The 17,136-nt window shown below is 52.3% G+C and carries 13 protein-coding genes; 2 read left to right on the top strand and 11 right to left on the bottom strand.

Annotated features, from left to right (window positions below; translation table 11 throughout):
- Nucleotides 1-484 precede the first annotated feature (484 nt).
- Nucleotides 485-952, top strand: coding sequence for a bacterioferritin (gene bfr, locus M0R33_RS05670; protein ID WP_292566296.1), 468 nt, complete (start codon nt 485-487; stop codon nt 950-952).
- Nucleotides 953-1,045: 93 nt separating this feature from the next.
- Here the strand turns inward: bfr and fae are convergent, their stop codons facing one another.
- The 7 genes from fae to M0R33_RS05635 all read right to left on the bottom strand — a co-directional run bounded on the left by fae (nt 1,046) and on the right by M0R33_RS05635 (nt 11,927).
- Entirely contained in the window at nt 1,046-1,594 is a 549-nt protein-coding gene (gene fae / locus M0R33_RS05665; RefSeq protein ID WP_013819585.1) for a formaldehyde-activating enzyme, read from the bottom strand.
- 224 nt (nt 1,595-1,818) lie between these two features.
- Entirely contained in the window at nt 1,819-3,726 is a 1,908-nt protein-coding gene (gene recD / locus M0R33_RS05660; protein WP_292566289.1) for an exodeoxyribonuclease V subunit alpha, read from the bottom strand.
- The gene (recB, locus tag M0R33_RS05655; protein ID WP_292566286.1) at nt 3,723-7,397 is read right to left on the bottom strand and encodes an exodeoxyribonuclease V subunit beta; all 3,675 of its coding nucleotides are present in this window, start codon (nt 7,395-7,397) and stop codon (nt 3,723-3,725) included. Before recB ends, recD begins: the two co-directional genes overlap by 4 nt.
- Nucleotides 7,398-7,413: 16 nt before the next feature.
- Nucleotides 7,414-8,265: a transposase gene (locus M0R33_RS05650; protein ID WP_292566284.1), complete on the bottom strand. Its 852-nt coding sequence runs from the start codon at nt 8,263-8,265 to the stop codon at nt 7,414-7,416.
- Between the two features lie 124 nt (nt 8,266-8,389).
- A complete protein-coding gene (locus M0R33_RS05645; protein ID WP_292566281.1) occupies nt 8,390-10,078 on the bottom strand; it encodes a hypothetical protein in 1,689 nt (562 codons plus the stop codon).
- A 239-nt stretch (nt 10,079-10,317) separates the two neighbouring features.
- Complete coding sequence (locus tag M0R33_RS05640; RefSeq protein WP_292566279.1) at nt 10,318-11,622, bottom strand: toll/interleukin-1 receptor domain-containing protein; 1,305 nt, start codon at nt 11,620-11,622, stop codon at nt 10,318-10,320.
- 128 nt (nt 11,623-11,750) lie between these two features.
- Nucleotides 11,751-11,927 (bottom strand): hypothetical protein, encoded by a 177-nt coding sequence (locus M0R33_RS05635; RefSeq protein ID WP_292566276.1) that lies wholly within the window; start codon nt 11,925-11,927, stop codon nt 11,751-11,753.
- Nucleotides 11,928-12,000: 73 nt separating this feature from the next.
- Here M0R33_RS05635 and M0R33_RS05630 point away from each other — a divergent pair, with 73 nt between their 5' ends.
- On the top strand, nt 12,001-12,207 hold the full coding sequence (locus M0R33_RS05630) for a hypothetical protein (RefSeq protein WP_292566273.1): 207 nt from the start codon (nt 12,001-12,003) through the stop codon (nt 12,205-12,207).
- 12 nt (nt 12,208-12,219) lie between these two features.
- Here the strand turns inward: M0R33_RS05630 and M0R33_RS05625 are convergent, their stop codons facing one another.
- From M0R33_RS05625 to M0R33_RS05610, 4 genes are read right to left on the bottom strand one after another with little or no spacing between them, the layout of a single operon-like run.
- Entirely contained in the window at nt 12,220-12,492 is a 273-nt protein-coding gene (locus M0R33_RS05625; protein WP_292566269.1) for an HU family DNA-binding protein, read from the bottom strand.
- Between the two features lie 53 nt (nt 12,493-12,545).
- Nucleotides 12,546-13,277 (bottom strand): SprT family zinc-dependent metalloprotease, encoded by a 732-nt coding sequence (locus M0R33_RS05620; RefSeq protein WP_292566267.1) that lies wholly within the window; start codon nt 13,275-13,277, stop codon nt 12,546-12,548.
- Nucleotides 13,277-16,546, bottom strand: coding sequence for a type I restriction endonuclease subunit R (locus tag M0R33_RS05615; protein ID WP_292566264.1), 3,270 nt, complete (start codon nt 16,544-16,546; stop codon nt 13,277-13,279). Before M0R33_RS05615 ends, M0R33_RS05620 begins: the two co-directional genes overlap by 1 nt.
- Entirely contained in the window at nt 16,543-16,977 is a 435-nt protein-coding gene (locus tag M0R33_RS05610) for an endonuclease domain-containing protein (RefSeq protein WP_292566261.1), read from the bottom strand. The genes M0R33_RS05615 and M0R33_RS05610 overlap by 4 nt, the downstream gene beginning before the upstream one ends.
- Nucleotides 16,978-17,136: the final 159 nt, after the last annotated feature.

The following is a 17,136-nucleotide window of genomic DNA, read 5'->3' as shown; positions in this document are numbered from 1 at the left end:
AACTTGAAATCAGACCACTATCTATCCACTAGACAATACGGGCGCCATGTCGAAAAGTGGGGCAGATCAATCGGGCTTGATCCGGCTGGGTACGGAACACACAGCATGCGCAGAACCAAGGCAACGCCGATTTAACGAAAAACTAAAAACTTGCGAGCGGTTCAATTACTACTCGGACATAGCAAACTGGAAAGTACCGTGCGATACCTGGGTATCGAAGTGGATGATGCTTTGGAAATTTCAGAGCAGATCGACGCTTGATGACCAAAAACACGAAAGACCGCTTTGGAGCGAAACCAAAAAATTATCTGGTTTCATAGGAATGACCGCTTTTGGCTGCTATGGATAGCTATGCATAGTGGCCGGTAAGCGCCACTGTCGGTTTTGATGTCGGCATCAATAGCGGTTCTAATCGGAATAAGTAATTGAGGCTCTGCGCGGGTTAGACTAGACTAAAGCCTACTTCTTACCTGGAAAATCGATCATGAAAGGCAACGATCAAGTCATCGCACAGTTAAACGAATTGCTGGCGGGGGAACTCACCGCTATAGACCAATATTTCATTCATTCCCGCATGTATGAAAACTGGGGTTACGGCAAATTGTACCAGCGTATCGCCCACGAGGTACAAGACGAAACCCAGCACGCGGATGCCTTGATCAAACGGATTTTGTTCCTGGAAGGTACGCCGGATTTGTCCAAGCGCGAGCCGCTGCATGTTGGCCGCACCGTCCAGGAAATGCTCAACAACGATCTGATGGTTGAATTGAAGGTGGTGCAGGATTTACGCCGGGTAATGGCGTTTTGCGAGTCTGTGCAGGATTATCAGACCCGGGAAATATTGCGGGTTATGTTGGAAGATACCGAGCACGATCATGCGCATTGGCTGGAACAGCAGCTGGGTTTAATCGACAGCGTAGGCCTGCAAAATTACCTGCAAGCGCAGATGTAGTCCGTTTGACGGCCTAATAAGCTTTTTTCCAAAAAATAAACACAACAAGCTGGGACTGGCTGAAAAACCCGGCTTGTTGTGCTTGAGGGCGAGTTAGATTTTACCGTCCAGGCCCATTTGGAAATATTTGTGGGTGATTTTGTCCTGGTTTTCCAGTAGCCAATCGATATCGGGCGTATTGGTCATGGCTTTGTGAATCGCTTGCGCCATGGCTTTACGATGAATATCGAACAATATTTGATGATCCAGATTGTCGTCTTTAATCACGCTGGGGTTTAACCACACCGAGCAGATGATGCCCAAATCATTGGCTTTTTCTTTTGGGATGTCGCCGGCACGCACGGCATCCAAAACACCGTTGGCAATTGCAGCCTGTACAGTGCCCATCAGGATGTTGGTATAGCGGCTGTTTTTAACCGTCACCTTGCTGACCATCAGCGTCACCGGTCGCACCTGGATGTCGGTATTTAAAATCGCAAATACCCGGCTGTGGCCTTGGACTTGATCACCGGTCAGGGTGGCCAATGCAGTGCCGACCGGGCCGTCCAGTTCGCCGATAATCACTTCCGGTTCCGCCGCCGTGCCGGCTGGTCCGCCCGCTACCAAAGCTTCGCCGGTGCGCATGATGATCCGATTACTCATGGTGTTCTCCTTTTAGAATGTTGCTGATAATTGTTCGCTTGGGGTACTAGGATATAAAAACTAGCCCCGGGCTGCAAAGCGGATCGGCGTTTTTAATCCATTTAATCAGGAGCGGGCAATGTCGATTGGATCATGATTCTCTCGAAAGCGGTGAGACTGCTTGGCGGCTTTTCCGGGTTTTCGTTTTCGCCGGAACGCTGCAAAAGTTTTCTGCGGGGCGTTCCTTAACGAATACTGCTGCGAATGGCCTGGTTAAACACATCCGGGCGGCTTTCCAATAAGGTAAATTGCGCTTTGGCGCGAGTGATGCCGGTATAGACCAGCTCGCGGGTCAACCCCGGGCCGCGCGTTTCGGGCAGCACCAACGCCACATGTTGGAATTCCGAACCTTGGGATTTATGTACCGTCATGGCAAAGGCGGTTTCCACATCCGGCAGACGCATCGGCGATACCCAGCGTATTTTGCCGCCGCTGTTTTCCGAGTCCGGAAATACTACCCGTAGCTTGTTTTCGGCATCGGCTAGCGCAATGCCGATGTCGCCGTTCATCAAGCCCAGATTGTAATCGTTGCGGCTGATCATCACTGGCCGGCCCGGGTACCAGAGTCCGGATTTAATGCCGGGAAACAACCATTGCTCAATACGTTGATTCAGGCCTTCCACGCCCCAAGGACCCCGCCGCAAGGCGCACAAGACCCGAAAATGCTCAAAGGCCTGCAACACCTCCCAGCCCCATTGCTGGTATGCATCGGGGTCTTGCGGCCGTTGCCGGATGCTGCGTTGATAAGGTCCGTAGCCGGGCGCATTGCCGGCTTCAGCGCCGATCAGTTGTTTAAAGCGCGCATCGGCCGCATCGGACAGCAGGATATGGTGCAAGTCAGGATAATTTGTGTGATCCGCCAAAATGGCTTGCGCCCGGCCGGCATCGCCACTGTTCACTGCTCTGGCCAGTTGGCCGATGCCGCTGTGAGCGCCGAAACGGTGGCTATGGCGCAGCATCACGGTTTGCTGGTTAATGGCTGAGCCAGCGCCCGTAACCGGCAGGGCGCTGCCGGCATAGTGGTTTAACCAATGCAACGTGGCCGGGTCGTAAGCGGCCTGTTCGGCGCCCCGGCATAAATCGCCCATCACGGCACCGGCTTCCACTGAAGCCAACTGGTCCTTGTCGCCCAATAATATCAATTGCGCCGTCGCCGGCAGTGCATCCAGTAATGACGCCATCATTTCCAAATCTATCATGGAGGCTTCGTCAACGATGACAATATCCGCCAACAGCGGATTATGCCGGTGATGTTGAAAGCGGCGGCTATCGGGCCGGCTACCCAGCAAACGATGCAGGGTGGCGGCTTTTTGGGGAATTTGCCGGCGGATAGGGTCCGGCATAGTCAGATGTTCCAGAGCATTGCCGATCGATTCGCTGACTCTGGCCGCTGCCTTACCGGTAGGGGCCGCCAGTAAAATGGTCAATTTGCGTTGATGATCATCGGCGGCCAGCTGAATCAATAGGCACAATAATTTAGTCAGTGTGGTGGTTTTGCCGGTGCCTGGGCCGCCGGTAATAATGGTAAACCGGGCCCGCAAGGCCAGCACGCAGGCGATTTTCTGCCAGTCGGGTTGTTCGGTGTTATGACTGAACAATTCGGACAAGCTGGCGTGCAGGGCGGCGGGCAGTTGCTCCCTGACCGGTTGCAAACGCAGGCCGATTTCACTGTCCAGAATTTGCTGATATTGCCAATAGCGGCGCAAATACAAGCGCGAACCCCACAATACCAGCGGTGTGCTGCCCTCGGCCGTTGCCACCAGACTCGATTGCGCCAAGTCTTGCAGCCAGTCCGCCAAAGTGTGGGTTTTGAAAAGCGCTAATTCCTGCTCGGTTGTTCCATCCTCCGCGCGCCAGACTTCATCGCCGGGAATCGCCAGGGTAGCGCCGGGGTTTGCGCAGAGTTTTTCCAGGTCCAGATATACTTCGCCGCGTCCCAGTTGGTGGCTGACCAAAGCACCGGCCCAGATCAGGCTATCGCCGGCGGCTGGGTCCTGGTCGATTAAAAAGCCGGCAAAAGCGCGATCCAGGCGGCTCAACCAACCCAAGCTTATCCAGTGTTCGATGCGGTCCAATACCGTTTGTTGGCTCATGCCGCCATACCCGTTACAGACTCGCCATAAAACAGCCTATCCAAGGATTCGATCAGAATCTTAGGCGGTCTGGCAAACATTCTGCCCGCGCTGTCGCTTGTTACGCCGCGCAAAAACAGGTATACGCTACCGCCGACATGGGCGTCGTAATCGTAAGCATCGCCCAGCCGGGTTTTTAGCAGGCGGTGCAGGGCCAGCAGATATAAAACCGCTTGCAGGTCGTAACGTTTGCTTAGCATGGCTTGTTCAAGATTGGCCGGGCTATAGGCACTTGCATCGTTACCCAGGGCATTGAATTTGTAATCCAGCACATAATATTGGCCGTTGGCCGTAAACACCAAGTCGATAAAACCTTTCAGCAGGCCGTTGATTTGCTTGGCCAGCAGGCGTGGGCGGGGTTGGCCGGCAAAGGTATGTTTGCAAACCAGGTTATCGATGACCTGCGCATCGACATTATCGGCACCCAGCAAAAATTCCATCTCGGCTTGGTATTGGGATGGTGTCAGGTCGGACAAGCTGACGTCAGTCGTTGCCGTTAACGGCAATGCCAGCCACTGTTGTAAAGCCTGCTCCATCTGGTCTTGCCGGCCGTCCCAAGCCGGTTGTTTAAATATAGTGTCCACCAATTGCCTGGCCAGTTCCGGGCGGGATTGCAGCTGGCTAAATCCCAGCTGCGCACAGTGCTCCATTAATTCATGCACCAACACACCGGGGCCGGCGCCGCGCGGCAGGGCATGAATACCGCGAGCAATCGGCGAGGCAGGCACCGGCGTCGGGTCGAGTTCATCGCTGTGTTTGTCGTCGCGGTAGTTCTCCGCCTCGGCCGGCGGTGCCCCGATATGCTTATCAACGGCATGATCGGTTTGCAAGGCCGAGTAGCTGGCTATCCACCAGTTGTCTCTGATGGCGGCGGCGGATGAACGGGCGGCATCGATAGCCGGTTCCGCAATCGAGGGCCTGTAAATGTCCGGGCCGGCCTCGGGCGGTTCGGCAATCTCGATGGCGGTACAATCGGCTTGTAATGCGTTCAGGCAGCTGGTTAATTCCGTGGCCGCCATTCCCGCCTGCCAACCCAGCACATAGCCCATCGCGCTTTTGTGCAAATGGCTGGCTTTGCCTGGGCCTGTTTTGATCGGCGCAACCCCCAGCCAGCAAGCGTAGCGGGCGCGGGTGATCGCTACATACAGCAGGCGTAAATCTTCCTGCAGGCGCTCTTTATCGCTGATGGCTTTGCTGTCGTCGCCTTTATGCAAGTCTATGCTGAGATTAAATTCGGCATCGTGAAAGCGGTAATAGCGGTCGCGGCCGCCGACTTCGCGAAAGCCGCATATAAACGGTAAAAAAACCAGCGGATATTCCAGGCCTTTAGATTTGTGGATGGTGACGATTTTGATCAGATTGGCGTCGCTTTCCAGCCGGATTACGCTTTCCTCGCCGGATTGGTCGGCGGCGATGGTTTCGGCCAAATGCCGGATCAAGGCCTGTTCGCCTTCCAGATGGCTGCTGGCCTGCTGTAACAATTCGGCCAGATGCAACAGATTGGTCAAGCGGCGTTCGCCGTCCGGCAGGTTTTGCAGTCGAGCGGGCAGGGCATAGTCGCTCATCAACTGCCGCAGGGTAGGCAAAATGCCGTCTTGCAGCCAGCGTTGCCGGTAACCTATGAATCGCTCCAGATGCTGTTCCCAGGCCAGTTCATCCAGCGTCAGCCGCCGCAGGCTATCATAGGACCAGCCCAGCGTGGCGGTGCTGATGGCCGCGCGCACCTTGCGTTCGTTACCAGGTTCCGCCAGGGCTTTCAGCCAGATCAGTAAGTCGCCGGCTTCCGCGCTGCTATATATCGATTCGCGTTCGGACAAATAGACGCTGCGCACTTGCCGTTCGGCCAGAGCATTGCGCATGATTCTGGCTTCGTTGCCGCTGCGCACCAGGATGGCGATGTCGGCCGGTTGCAAAGACTTAATCTGGCCGGATGGCCTTTTAAAACCGGTTTGTCCGGCGTCGCCGCTGTGTAACAGTCTGACGATTTCGCTGGCCGTGGCGGCGGCCATTTTCTGACGATAAGCCGGCATGCCGATGGCTTGATCGGCCGGTATTTGCCAAAAGGTCAGGGCAGGGGCGGCTTGTTGCTCAATGACCCACACATCTTCGCGGCCTTTTGCCGAGACCGGAATGAAGGGCAGTGGATTGTGTTGCTGGTGTTTGAAGCAAAAGGCGCCTTCCGTTTGCTGACTGTCGGCGTGCGCAAACACCCGGTTGACCGCCTGCACCAACGCTGCGGTGGAGCGGAAATTGGTGCTCAAGGTGTAATGCTTGCCCGCCGTGGCTTGATGCGCTTTCAGATAGGTGAAAATATCCCCGCCCCGAAATGAATAAATCGCCTGTTTCGGGTCGCCGATCATGAAACAGCCCACATCCCGCTCGGCATCGGCCGGGTATAAACGCGCGAAAATGCGGTATTGCACCGGATCGGTATCCTGAAATTCGTCGATCAAGGCCAGCGGGTATTGTTTGACGATGGCAGCGGCCAGTCGCTCGCCGTTATCGCCCTGCAATGCCAGATCCAGTCGGTTCAGCATATCGTCGAAGGTCATGCGGGCAATGCGCTGTTTTTCGGCATCGTATCGCGCCCGCAACCAACCGACGGCGTGGCGAGTAAGCAGATTGGCGATGTCGATTTCATCGGCGGCGTAATCGGTCAATTTATCGATAGCCGCAAACGCCGCCTGTTCGAAAAGATGGGTTTTGTCCTGATGGGCCTTGGTCAGGCCGGCTTGCAGCTTTTGCCGGCCGAATTTGGCCAGACTGTCGAGATCGAGTGCGTCGCCGTCAGCCCAGGCGGCCATTTGCCGTAATTTTTCGTCGAAACTGGCTTTGCGATATTGATTGCCGTTCAGCAGGCCTTTTTCGGACGCTTCTTTTAAAAGAAGATGCAGGGCTTGCAGATCGTCTTGCCAGTGGGAGCGCGCCACATGTTCCAAATGATCCCTGCGGATTGCCCAGTTTTCCCAATCCTGGAACATTTGGGAAATATCGGCTTCCGGATACTCCAGCCCCAAGGCTTCGGTCTCGAATAACAGTGGCTTTAAAAGGCTTGCCAGCTGCTCCGGTGAGCTCGCCAATTTATAAACCGCTTGGCAGGCGGTGGCCGACAGCGGATAAAAAAACCGCCGCCAATAATCCCGCACTACCTGATTCAGCAATTCCTGATCGTCTGTGTCCACTTCCTGCTTGAACAGGCTACCGCTATCGAAGGCATGTTGCTGCAGCATACGGTTGCACCAGCCGTGTATGGTGTAAACCGCCGCTTCATCCATCCAGTTGGCGGCCAGCTCCAGCCGATAAGCACAAGCCGGCCACTGTTCGGCGGAATAAGCGGCCCGCAGCCGTTGTAAAAAATCGTCGCTATCGGCGGATTTTTCGCGGAAGAACGCCGCCGCCTGGGTCAGCCGGGTACGGATACGCTCGCGTAATTCTTTGGTGGCCGCATCGGTAAAGGTCACCACCAGAATATCCGGCGGCAATAATTCAGCACCCTGCAAACCGTGGCCGAGTATTAGACGGATATACAAAGCGGCAATGGTATAGGTTTTGCCGGTGCCGGCGCTGGCTTCGATTAAACGGGTACCCGACAGGGGAAAGGTCAGGGCGTCGATAGTGCTGGCAATGCTCATGTTGAATGGGGGGCAATCACGTATTTTTCAGGGAATGACTATTAACCGCCCTGCTGACAGTAGCATAATGCACCCCAAAAGCGTCGGCGATTTGCTGCATTGTATAGTCTCCCGTCGCATACGCTTTCTGCATGCCTACTTTGGGACTGGGGAATGTTTCAACATAAAAATGCAGTGGTTGTCCTAAAGGCCTGCGTTGAGCTTTAGGAATCTCTTTTAACATATGCGGTTCGGCTTTGATCCGGCTTTGCAGTCTGTCCACAAAATCCCTATTGCCAAGAAAAATCTGGTTATTAAGGTCATCCCAAACCGGCGGCAAGCCAATGCCGGCCCGCACAAAATGCTGATAATGGACGCGTGCACGCTCATCGTTTAAGTCAAATTGGCGCAATAACCAGCCGACTTCCAGGCATTTTAGCGGCTTAGCTAGATTCATCGTGGCGCGATAACTGCTCCAGGGCCAGTCGGCCACATCATTGACCATGCCCGCCCTAACCGGATTCAATACCACATAGCGGGACAGCTCGAGCAAATAGCTGTCCTTTTCCACCAGGATGGCTTTATAGCGGCCTTGAAACACATGGCCGACCTGCTTATGTCGCCGGTTGAAATTTTGGGTGTATACGCCATTCAATTGGCGCATGCCATTGGATAAATTGCCTGCCACCGTTTCCACGACCACATGATAATGATTGCTCATCAAGCAATAGGCATGGCAAATCCAGTTGAAGCGTGAACAGACATCGTTGAGCAATGCCAGCCAGTTCAATCTGTCGTCATCATCCAGATAGATAGCGCTTCCGGCATTGCCGCGCGAAGTCACATGATATAACCCGCCGGCTAATTCTAATCTGAGTGGTCTTGCCATGGGCGTCAGTATAGCCGGTTGTTGCTATGATGCAAGACCTGACCCTGAAGCCGCCTTAGGCGAAGATACGAACATGAGCGAAACCCAGTGTTTGGAAGATTCTTGTTATTATCTTACAGCCTAATCAAAACCGCGAACCCGTCAGCGTTACATCGGCATCAGCCCAAACCGCTTCAAATTGCTGCTTTACATCGTCCGCCTCACGGTTTTTACCTTGTTCCTTCAAGCTGAGCGCAAGTCCAAATAACGACCATCCGTTTTGCGGGTGATAAACCAGATCCTGCCGATAGGCTTGTTCTGCTTCCCTGACTTTTCCTGATTCAAGCAATATTGCCCCAAGAGCCTGACGCGGAGGGAGATACCAGTCTTTAGGTTCGGTATAGTTGAGTTCGTCCTCGAGTCTGATTGCGTGCTGTAAATGGGAAACGGCTTTGTCGTAATCCTTGTTTTGCGCCGCAAGTTCGCCACGCAGTACGTCCTCGGCAATTTGCAGAATCCGAGTTACCGGATTAAGTTCGAAAATGGCCAGTGTTGCGATTGTAGGATCGTTAATAATTTTCTCAAGCTGTTCGAGTTCGCGTGCGGATTCATCGGGCTTGCCTTTCCTGAGCAATGCTAATCCGCGCGCATAATGCCAAACTCCGGCAGGGTATAGCAGGTCTGCCGGCGGGGAAGACGCTGATAAAATGGCGTCCCACTCGCCGAACAGTGCTTTCGTATAGAGCGGAATCGTGTAGAAGTGCTGCAAGGTGCCGCTTAATCCGGGTTCGCGCAGTAGTTCCGATTTGACTTGGGCGGCAGTATCTGCGGCCGCTTTTGAGGCTAATTGTTTTTGACCTGTTTTAATGGCGGCTGCCCATAAAAAATGGTAATTATGCGGGACGTAAGCAACCGTATAAATACTTTCGGCGTGGGCATGGCTTAAATAACCTTGATCAATCTTGACCGCGCGCTGGTTGGCCAAAATTGCGTCGCGATAGCGGCCAACCCGGATATAAATATGAGCCGGCATATGCACCAAATGGCCGGAACTCGGCACCAGTGACGGTAAACGCTGGGCGCTGGGGAGCGCTTTGGCAGCATACGGGGAGGCTTCCATCACATGAATATACAAATGATTGGCTAAGGGATTATTGGCATCGATTTCAATGGCGCGTTCCAGCGTGGCGACTATTTCCGGCGTCCAGGGCTGGGATTCGCCTTGCTTAGTCCAGAAATTCCATGGGTGCAAATCCATTAGCGATTCGGCAAATAATGCGGCAATAACGGCGTCTTCAGGAAAATGCCGGGCAACATCGCGCATCGCTGCGGCATAAGCTTCATCAAGCGATTGGCGATTTACAGGCGCTGTTTTACTGTAGCGTTTTGCCAAGGCCGATATCAGTGCCTGTTCCTTATCCGTTGCGCTCTTCGCAAGGGCTTGCGATTCCTGCACCGATTTATAGGCCTGTGGTGCAATCGATGGGTCCATCGGCGCGTTAATATTGGGACCCAATACCAGGGCTTCGCCCCAATAGCAGAGCGCGCAGTCTGGATCGAGGCGGTATGCTTCCCGGAATGAGCGCGCGGCTTCTGAATGGTTGAATCCGAATGCTAGTATCAAGCCTTGATCGAAATAGCGTTGCGCATCCGGAACAGATGTCGATACCGGATAATGATGCGCGCCAAGGTTATCAAACAATGGCATCGGCTTCGCGAGTGGTTCGGTATTGGAAGTAAGGCTGCCGCATCCTGATAAGCTCGAAAAAACCAGACAGGCCAAAAACAACCCTAGTGAAAATATCAGTTTTTGATTTACATCGCTAATAAGCATGGTGTGATCCTCGTCGTTCAAGGCCCGTACAGGTTTGGCGGGGGCGCCGACATACAAATAGCCGCTCTCCAGGGTTTTGCCGCTAGTATCAAAGGGGCAGGTCTTTCATTCTGCAAGCATTAAGCAGAAAATCACAACAGGTTTCTCAGTATTTTGCTTGATTGAATGACTTGAACCCATTACCTGAGCATGGATGGGATTTTAATGTTTTAACCGATGCGATAGCAATCGGAATAAATTCATTCATTTAGTTTAATCATCACATAGGTCTTGGCTTCCGGCGAAACAATTTTCAAACCGGTTACAATTTCATGGCTTATGACGCCTAACTCCACCTCGGTGTTGGGATATTTCCAAGTTTTGCTCGCGGTTACTGTCATCAATTCGTCCCTAACTGATTTGCTCAGTAAACTTAAGGCGGCTAGCCCTCCGGTCAGGTAAAGCGCGCCGCTGGAAACGATCGTTTTTATCCACGTATCGTTGCTGATTTCCCACGTCACTTTTTTTAATAATCTGGATTTTTCCTCGAATAAACTGTCACGCACAACCAATATGGCGGCTACTCCGCCACGAGGACGTTTTACACAATCAGGCACGGCGGTAGAATTCGTGAGGGAGTTAACCGGGGCGATCAATAGATGATTGTTTTCATCCAATTTAATTTGCCACTTTTCCTTGAAATCGATTACCCGGCGTAAAGTTGGGGGTAACATCAATGCAGCATCCTGGCAAGGTATAACTGCTTCTTCCGCTTTTTTTACCACCATTTGCGGCGGAATCCTTATCGTCTCCTTGTGAGGGCTAGCTTTCGGTGTCTGCATGCCGTCATTTTTAACGGTATCCGAACCGTTTGTGCGCGGCTGTGGACTGTCGGAAAGACTGGATTTTGCTTCGGATAATGGATTGAGCAAGTTATTAATATCTTTGGCAACAATGGCTAACAGGTCGGAGCGGTTTAGAAAATGGCTCATCAAATGTTGGATTTCGGCCAATTCTCCACCGACTTTGTTATTAATCGCTTCCTTTAGGTCGAAATAAAGGACTTTTTGTGCCTGATGGTCTAGCTCGGGAGCATTAATTCGTTCCCGCAGGTCGATGAGATAGGATAACGGTGTAGGCGGCGGGGTAGGTAAGGGGGTCGGAAGAGGTGGTGAGTTCCTTGCGCTATTTAGGGATTTTAGCAATAACTTAAAACCATGCTTGTCCTGTTTGCAATAATCCACGACTTGAATTTCAGCGATGATTTTTGGATAGTGGCTAGGGCAAATATCGGGAGAAAGCAATACCGGCAAAAATGATTTGCCTAATGCCTTCGCATAGTGAATTTCATCGTTGCAGGCTTGAGAATCGATGGTTTCGGATGTAATAATCGGCATGAAAACATCACAAGCGCGAATTTTTTCAAGAATATTGTCCCACCAGAGCTGGCCGCCCGTTAGGGCTTGATCATACCAAACCGTATACTCCAAGTCGGCCAAATCATCCGCCAATGTCCGAATAAATTCCAGGTTAGTGCGGCTGTAACTGATAAAGATGTTTTTCATGTTCACCTGTTTACAAAGATGTTTGCTTGGATGGCAATTTAATATGAATCTCTTTTCCGTACCTACAAAAAATTGCGGAATAGGTAAATTCGGCTATTACTCCGCCTCCAAACCAGCTACGCAGGGAGTTACCGGCTATTCTTTAGCTGCACATAATACTGATACGAATATTCCAAAAAGGCTTTTTCCGGGTCGTTCAAGGCCCGCACAGGTTTGGCGGGGGCGCCGACATAAAATAGCCGCTCTCCAGGGTTTTGCCGGGTGCTCCGACCGCCAGCATCAAAAGGGGGGGGCAGGTTTTTCATTTTGCAATCATTAAGCAGAAAACCACAACAGGTTTCTTAGCATTTTTGCTTGATTGCAAGATCCGACCCCTTCATGCGACCCCTTCATGATGCCGCGTCCATGCTCAATCTGGATCAACTCACCGGAACCGGCAGCCGCCTGAATCCGCAGAAATACGGTGCTGTCTCCAGCGGCCGGCAAGACACTTTGACCCGCACCCAATGCCGAATGACCGATCTGGATGTCCCCACGGTCAAACGGCAGTCGGAACTGGAAGGCTGGGGTATGGGGCCGCAATGAGCAGCCTAAACCTTACTGAACCGCGTCTTTCAGCCCCTTGCCGGCTTTGAAGGACGGCAATTTGGCGGCGGCAATGGTAATCGCTTCACCAGTTTGGGGATTGCGGCCAGAACGCTCGGCGCGCTCTTTCACTTCAAAGGTGCCAAAGCCCACCAACGCAACGGAATCGCCTGCTTTCAGTGCAGCCTGAATGGAATGGGTAATGCCATCCAATACGCGGCCGGTATCGGCTTTGGTTAGGTTGGCGTGGCTGGCAATGGCGTCGATGAGGTCGGATTTATTCATGTTTATGTCCTTTTTGAAAAACTTAAAGATTATCGGATTTTCGATTTGAGCAACTAATAATTGAGCAACAGCTCCGCCATCCCATCCAGCTTAGCCTTGACTTGTTTCCAGTCCGGCATTTGCAGGCTCAATAATTGATAAAACTCCAGACTGTGATTGTGCTCCTTCAGATGACAAAGTTCGTGAATTATGACGTAATCGATGCACTCTCTGGGCGCCTTAACCAAATGCGGGTTCAGTAAGATATGCCCTTGGGGCGAACAACTACCCCATTGCTTTTGCATGGTCAAAAGCTTAATCGTCGGTAGCGACTCATTCAGCCATAACACACCAGGTGCCAATGCTTGCATACGGCGATGAAAAACTTGATGGGCGTGTGATGCGTACCAGTCTTTTAATAACTGACTGACTTTTTCCGTGGAACGATCAGTCGTGACAACCTGTAATTGACCGCGTAACAGTTTTACAGTCGATCGATGGCTGTTGGTTAAATCCAGCACTTTTAACGGATACCGTTTCCCCAAGTAAAAATGACTTTCGCCACTGATGTATTGCCTGGGCAGCACTTCAGCTTGCGCTTCCCGAATACGGGTTAGATTCTGCAATAACCAGCGCGCACGTTTCAGCACAGCCTGTTTAATTTTAGGTAGTTCAGCACCCGCGGGCGCATCGACCTGAACAATACCATCCGGATGGACATGAATGGCTATCTTGGTTGTTTTACTGGCCAGAAAAATGACTTGGTAGTTTATTTCCTCGTCGCCGTAGCGAATCGACTGCTGCATCATCGTTCTCTGGACAAGCCGACTCGGGCGATTTGTACGATATGCTCAATAACTTCCTTGGCCTTATCCATGCCGATTAACTTGAACAAGCGCGGCAACAAACCTTTACGGATTTCAGCTTCGATGTTTTGCGGATTGACGGAATTTTCCGCGACCGCCTTGTCGACCAGTTCATCAATAGCAAAAGCCTGTTCGACATAGCTTTGCCTGTCCGTTTCGGATAAAGAGTTGAACGAGTCTTCACCGAACACCACTTTGAATACCCCAAAGTACGCTTTGGCATGCGGATTGGACGTCAATGGATCAGGCGTATCCGGCACCTCGCGCTCGGCCAGTTTTTCTTCCAAATCCTTAAACAGCACGTACTGTTTGAACGGATGCTCGAACATGGCTTCGGCATCACGAATGGCCTGGTCCAGCAATTCCGAAAACACTTTTTGCGCGTAAGGATCGTCTTGCAAATCCTGTTCGATGGTCTTCTTCAGTCGGGTACGAATAATGTCGGTTTCGTTGCGGGTTTTTTCATCGGTCCAATCTTCGGGTTTTTGCTTACCCAGTTCATTGACGATGAATACGCCTTCCGGCTCGCGAATGCCTTCACCGACCACATGCTTATCGATCAGCTTTTTGATGCGCGCCGCGTAGTCGGAATAATCGATGGTCTCCCCGGCATCCTGGCGGGCTATTTGTCTAAGCTGGCTAAAAAACCGTACATCGCGCTTATAAGTGCGAATATCCTCTTCGGAAAAACTGCGGTCTTCGTAGAAGCTGCTCGAACCCAGCGCTATTTCCAGACACAAACTAAACGCCGTCAAAGCCTCGTAAAAGTCTTCCCGCACTTTTTGCTTGGCATCGTAACCATCACCGGCATCGTCGGTCTGGTAATGCGGAATCAGTACCTGCCGAAATTGCTCCAAATCGGCGCGATTTTTAACGCCTTTGAATATCGCCCATAACGTATCGTGCAAAACCGGCAGTTTTTTATATTCGGTGTTCATCTGACGATACAAACCGATCAGATCATCGATGTCGTAGCCGTCTTGTGTGCGTTCGGCCAAATTTTGATAGGCCTCCAAAGTGGTATCCAGCTCTTTCAATATTCCCCGGTAATCAATCAACAAACCAAACTTCTTTAATTCATGCAGGCGATTGACGCGGGCAATGGCCTGAATCAGGTTGTGCTGTTTAAGCGGTTTGTCGATATACAACACTGCATTGCGAGGTTCATCGAAACCCGTCAGCAACTTATCCACCACAATCAGAATTTGCGGATCGTCTTCGTCGGCAAATCGACGAATCACTTCCTTGGCATAGGCCTCTTCGCTTTGGTTGCCGACATGTGCCAACCACCATTGCTGCAATTCCGGGGACTGGCTTTCGTCCACTTCCTCATGGCCTTCACGGGTGTCGGGTGGCGACATGATGATGGCGCTGGAAACCACGCCACTTTCATCGAGATATTTTTTATAACGGATCGCCGACAGCTTGCTGTCTGTCGCCAATTGCGCTTTCAAACCATCGGCCACGTTTTTGACGAAATGGTCGGCAATATCGTGCGCAATCAACTCGATGCGGCTTTCGGATTGGTATATTTGGCCTTTCTGCGCGAACTTCTTTTTCAGGTCGGCGCGTTGCTTGTCGGTCAAGCCTTCGGTAATACGCTCGAACCAGTTATCGATGGCCTTGGCATTGGTACCCAACTCCGGCACCCGTTCTTCGTACAGCAAGGGCGTGACCGTGCCATCTTCCACCGCGCGCTGCATGGTGTAGGCATGGATGATGGGGCCGAATTTGTTGGTGGTTTTATCGTTTTTCAGCAACGGCGTACCGGTAAAGGCGATGTAAGCCGCGTTCGGCAAGGCCTGGCGCATGCGTTCGTGGGTTTCGCCACCGTGGCTGCGATGGCCTTCATCGACCAACACGATAATGTCGGAGCTGGGGTTGTGGCATTCCGGCTGTTTGGAAGCGGTGGCAAATTTATTGATGATCGAGAATAAAATTCGCTCGTTACCCTGGCTGATGCGCTGCGCCAAATCCTTACCCGACGTGGCCTTGGCCTTTTCAACATCCCGCGGTGACACCAAAGCATCGGCATTGGCAAATACCTTGCTCAACTGCGTTTCCAAATCGATTCGGTCCGTCACCACGAAAAAACGGCAGGGTTTTAGCTGCTCATGCAGAATCAAGGCCTTGGCCATGAACACCATCGTAAACGACTTGCCGGAACCGGTGGTATGCCAAATCACCCCACCCTGGCGAGCATCGCGGCTGTCCTTGCGCGTAACCTGATCGATCAGCTTTTTGATGCCGAAATACTGCTGATAGCGTGCGGCAATCTTGCCGCTTTTCTTATCGAACAGGATGAAAAAGCGCATGAATTCCAGTAACCGCTCAGGCAGCAGCAAGCTGACAATCAGCTTGTCCTGGCCGGTTACTAACAGCTTGCCTTGCGCGGTTTGGCTATCGAAATATTGCCGCATCCAAGCCGGCCGGTGTGAGAACAACTGCGCTGCCTGACTCTCCGATAACGCCGTGTTCTTGATCGCGTCGAAGCTGTCGTCTTGCAGCAATTCTTCCCGCCATAACGCCCAAAATTTGGCCGGTGTCCGGGTAGTCCCATACCGGCCATCCAGACCATTCACTGACAGCAGCAATTGGCTGTAGGCAAACAAATGCGGAATCTCGGCGACACCTTGATTTCTCAGGTGCTGTGAGATGCCCTCCTTGAGTATATCCTTGTGCGGATTATGCGGATCGGGCCGCTTGGCTTCGATACATACCAAGGGAATGCCATTCACAAAGCAGACGATGTCCGGCCGGCGAGTACCGGTGCCGCCGGCATTCAATACTTCGAATTCGTCGGTGACCTGAAAGCAATTATTGGCCGGGTTTTCCCAATCGATGAGGGCGATGGTGGGCTGGGCTTTCTTACCGTCGATGAATTCGGTAACGGTCAGTCCTAAGGTCAAGTGGTCATACAGCCGCTCATTGGCGGACAGCAGGCCTTCGCCCAAACCGGGCGAGGTTAACTGCCGCACGATGTCGTCGATGGCATTGTTGGAGAGCGGATATTCCTGACCTTTCCAGTTAAACCGGCGTTTGCGCAGTTCAGCGATCAACACTGACCGCAACAACACTTCGGAGGTTTGTCCGCCGCGATAGGCAAGCGCTTGCGCCGGCGACAGGTACTCGTAGCCCATCGCCATCAGTACCTGCAAGGCCGGGATTTGCGAACTGAATATTTCCTTGGTTTCGGGGATGACACTCATTGCATTACTCCCTCTCCCTCAGGGACAAATCCGTCTGGAACGGATTTGCACTCGCCCGCAGGGTGCCGGGCAGGATAGCCCGGCATGATTGGGCCGGGGTGAGGGAATTGAATGACAACCAATCGAATCGCTTCCAACACCAACTCAATATCCCTGATTACATCATGATTCCAAAACCGCAACACCCGATACCCCAGAGACTCCAAAAATCGAGTGCGCTGTTCGTCCTGATCCTGCTGTGTAGCATGCTGACCACCGTCCAATTCGATGATTAACTTTGGCTCCAAACACAAAAAATCGGCGATATATGGGCCGATAACTTGTTGTCTGCGAAACTTGCAGCCGGCTAATTGCCGATTACGCAATCGATACCACAACAGTTTTTCCGCATCGGTTTGATTTTTTCTTAAGGCTCGGGCGAGTTGTTTCATGCTGACTCCCTCACCCTAGCCCTCTCCCGGAGGGAGAGGGACTGAACCTTCGCTGCGAAACCTTGGAAACGATGCGGTAGCGAGTGAAGGTTGAGTAGTCCCTGGAAGCCGTAGCGCCGGGCGGTTTTTCGACTAGAAAAACTGCAAGGCATCGCGAAA

This window comes from Methylomonas sp. (assembly GCF_023228165.1).
GTDB lineage: Bacteria > Pseudomonadota > Gammaproteobacteria > Methylococcales > Methylomonadaceae > Methylomonas.
Note: the sequence above shows the minus strand (reverse complement) of the source record. Positions and strands in the feature narration are given on the sequence as shown.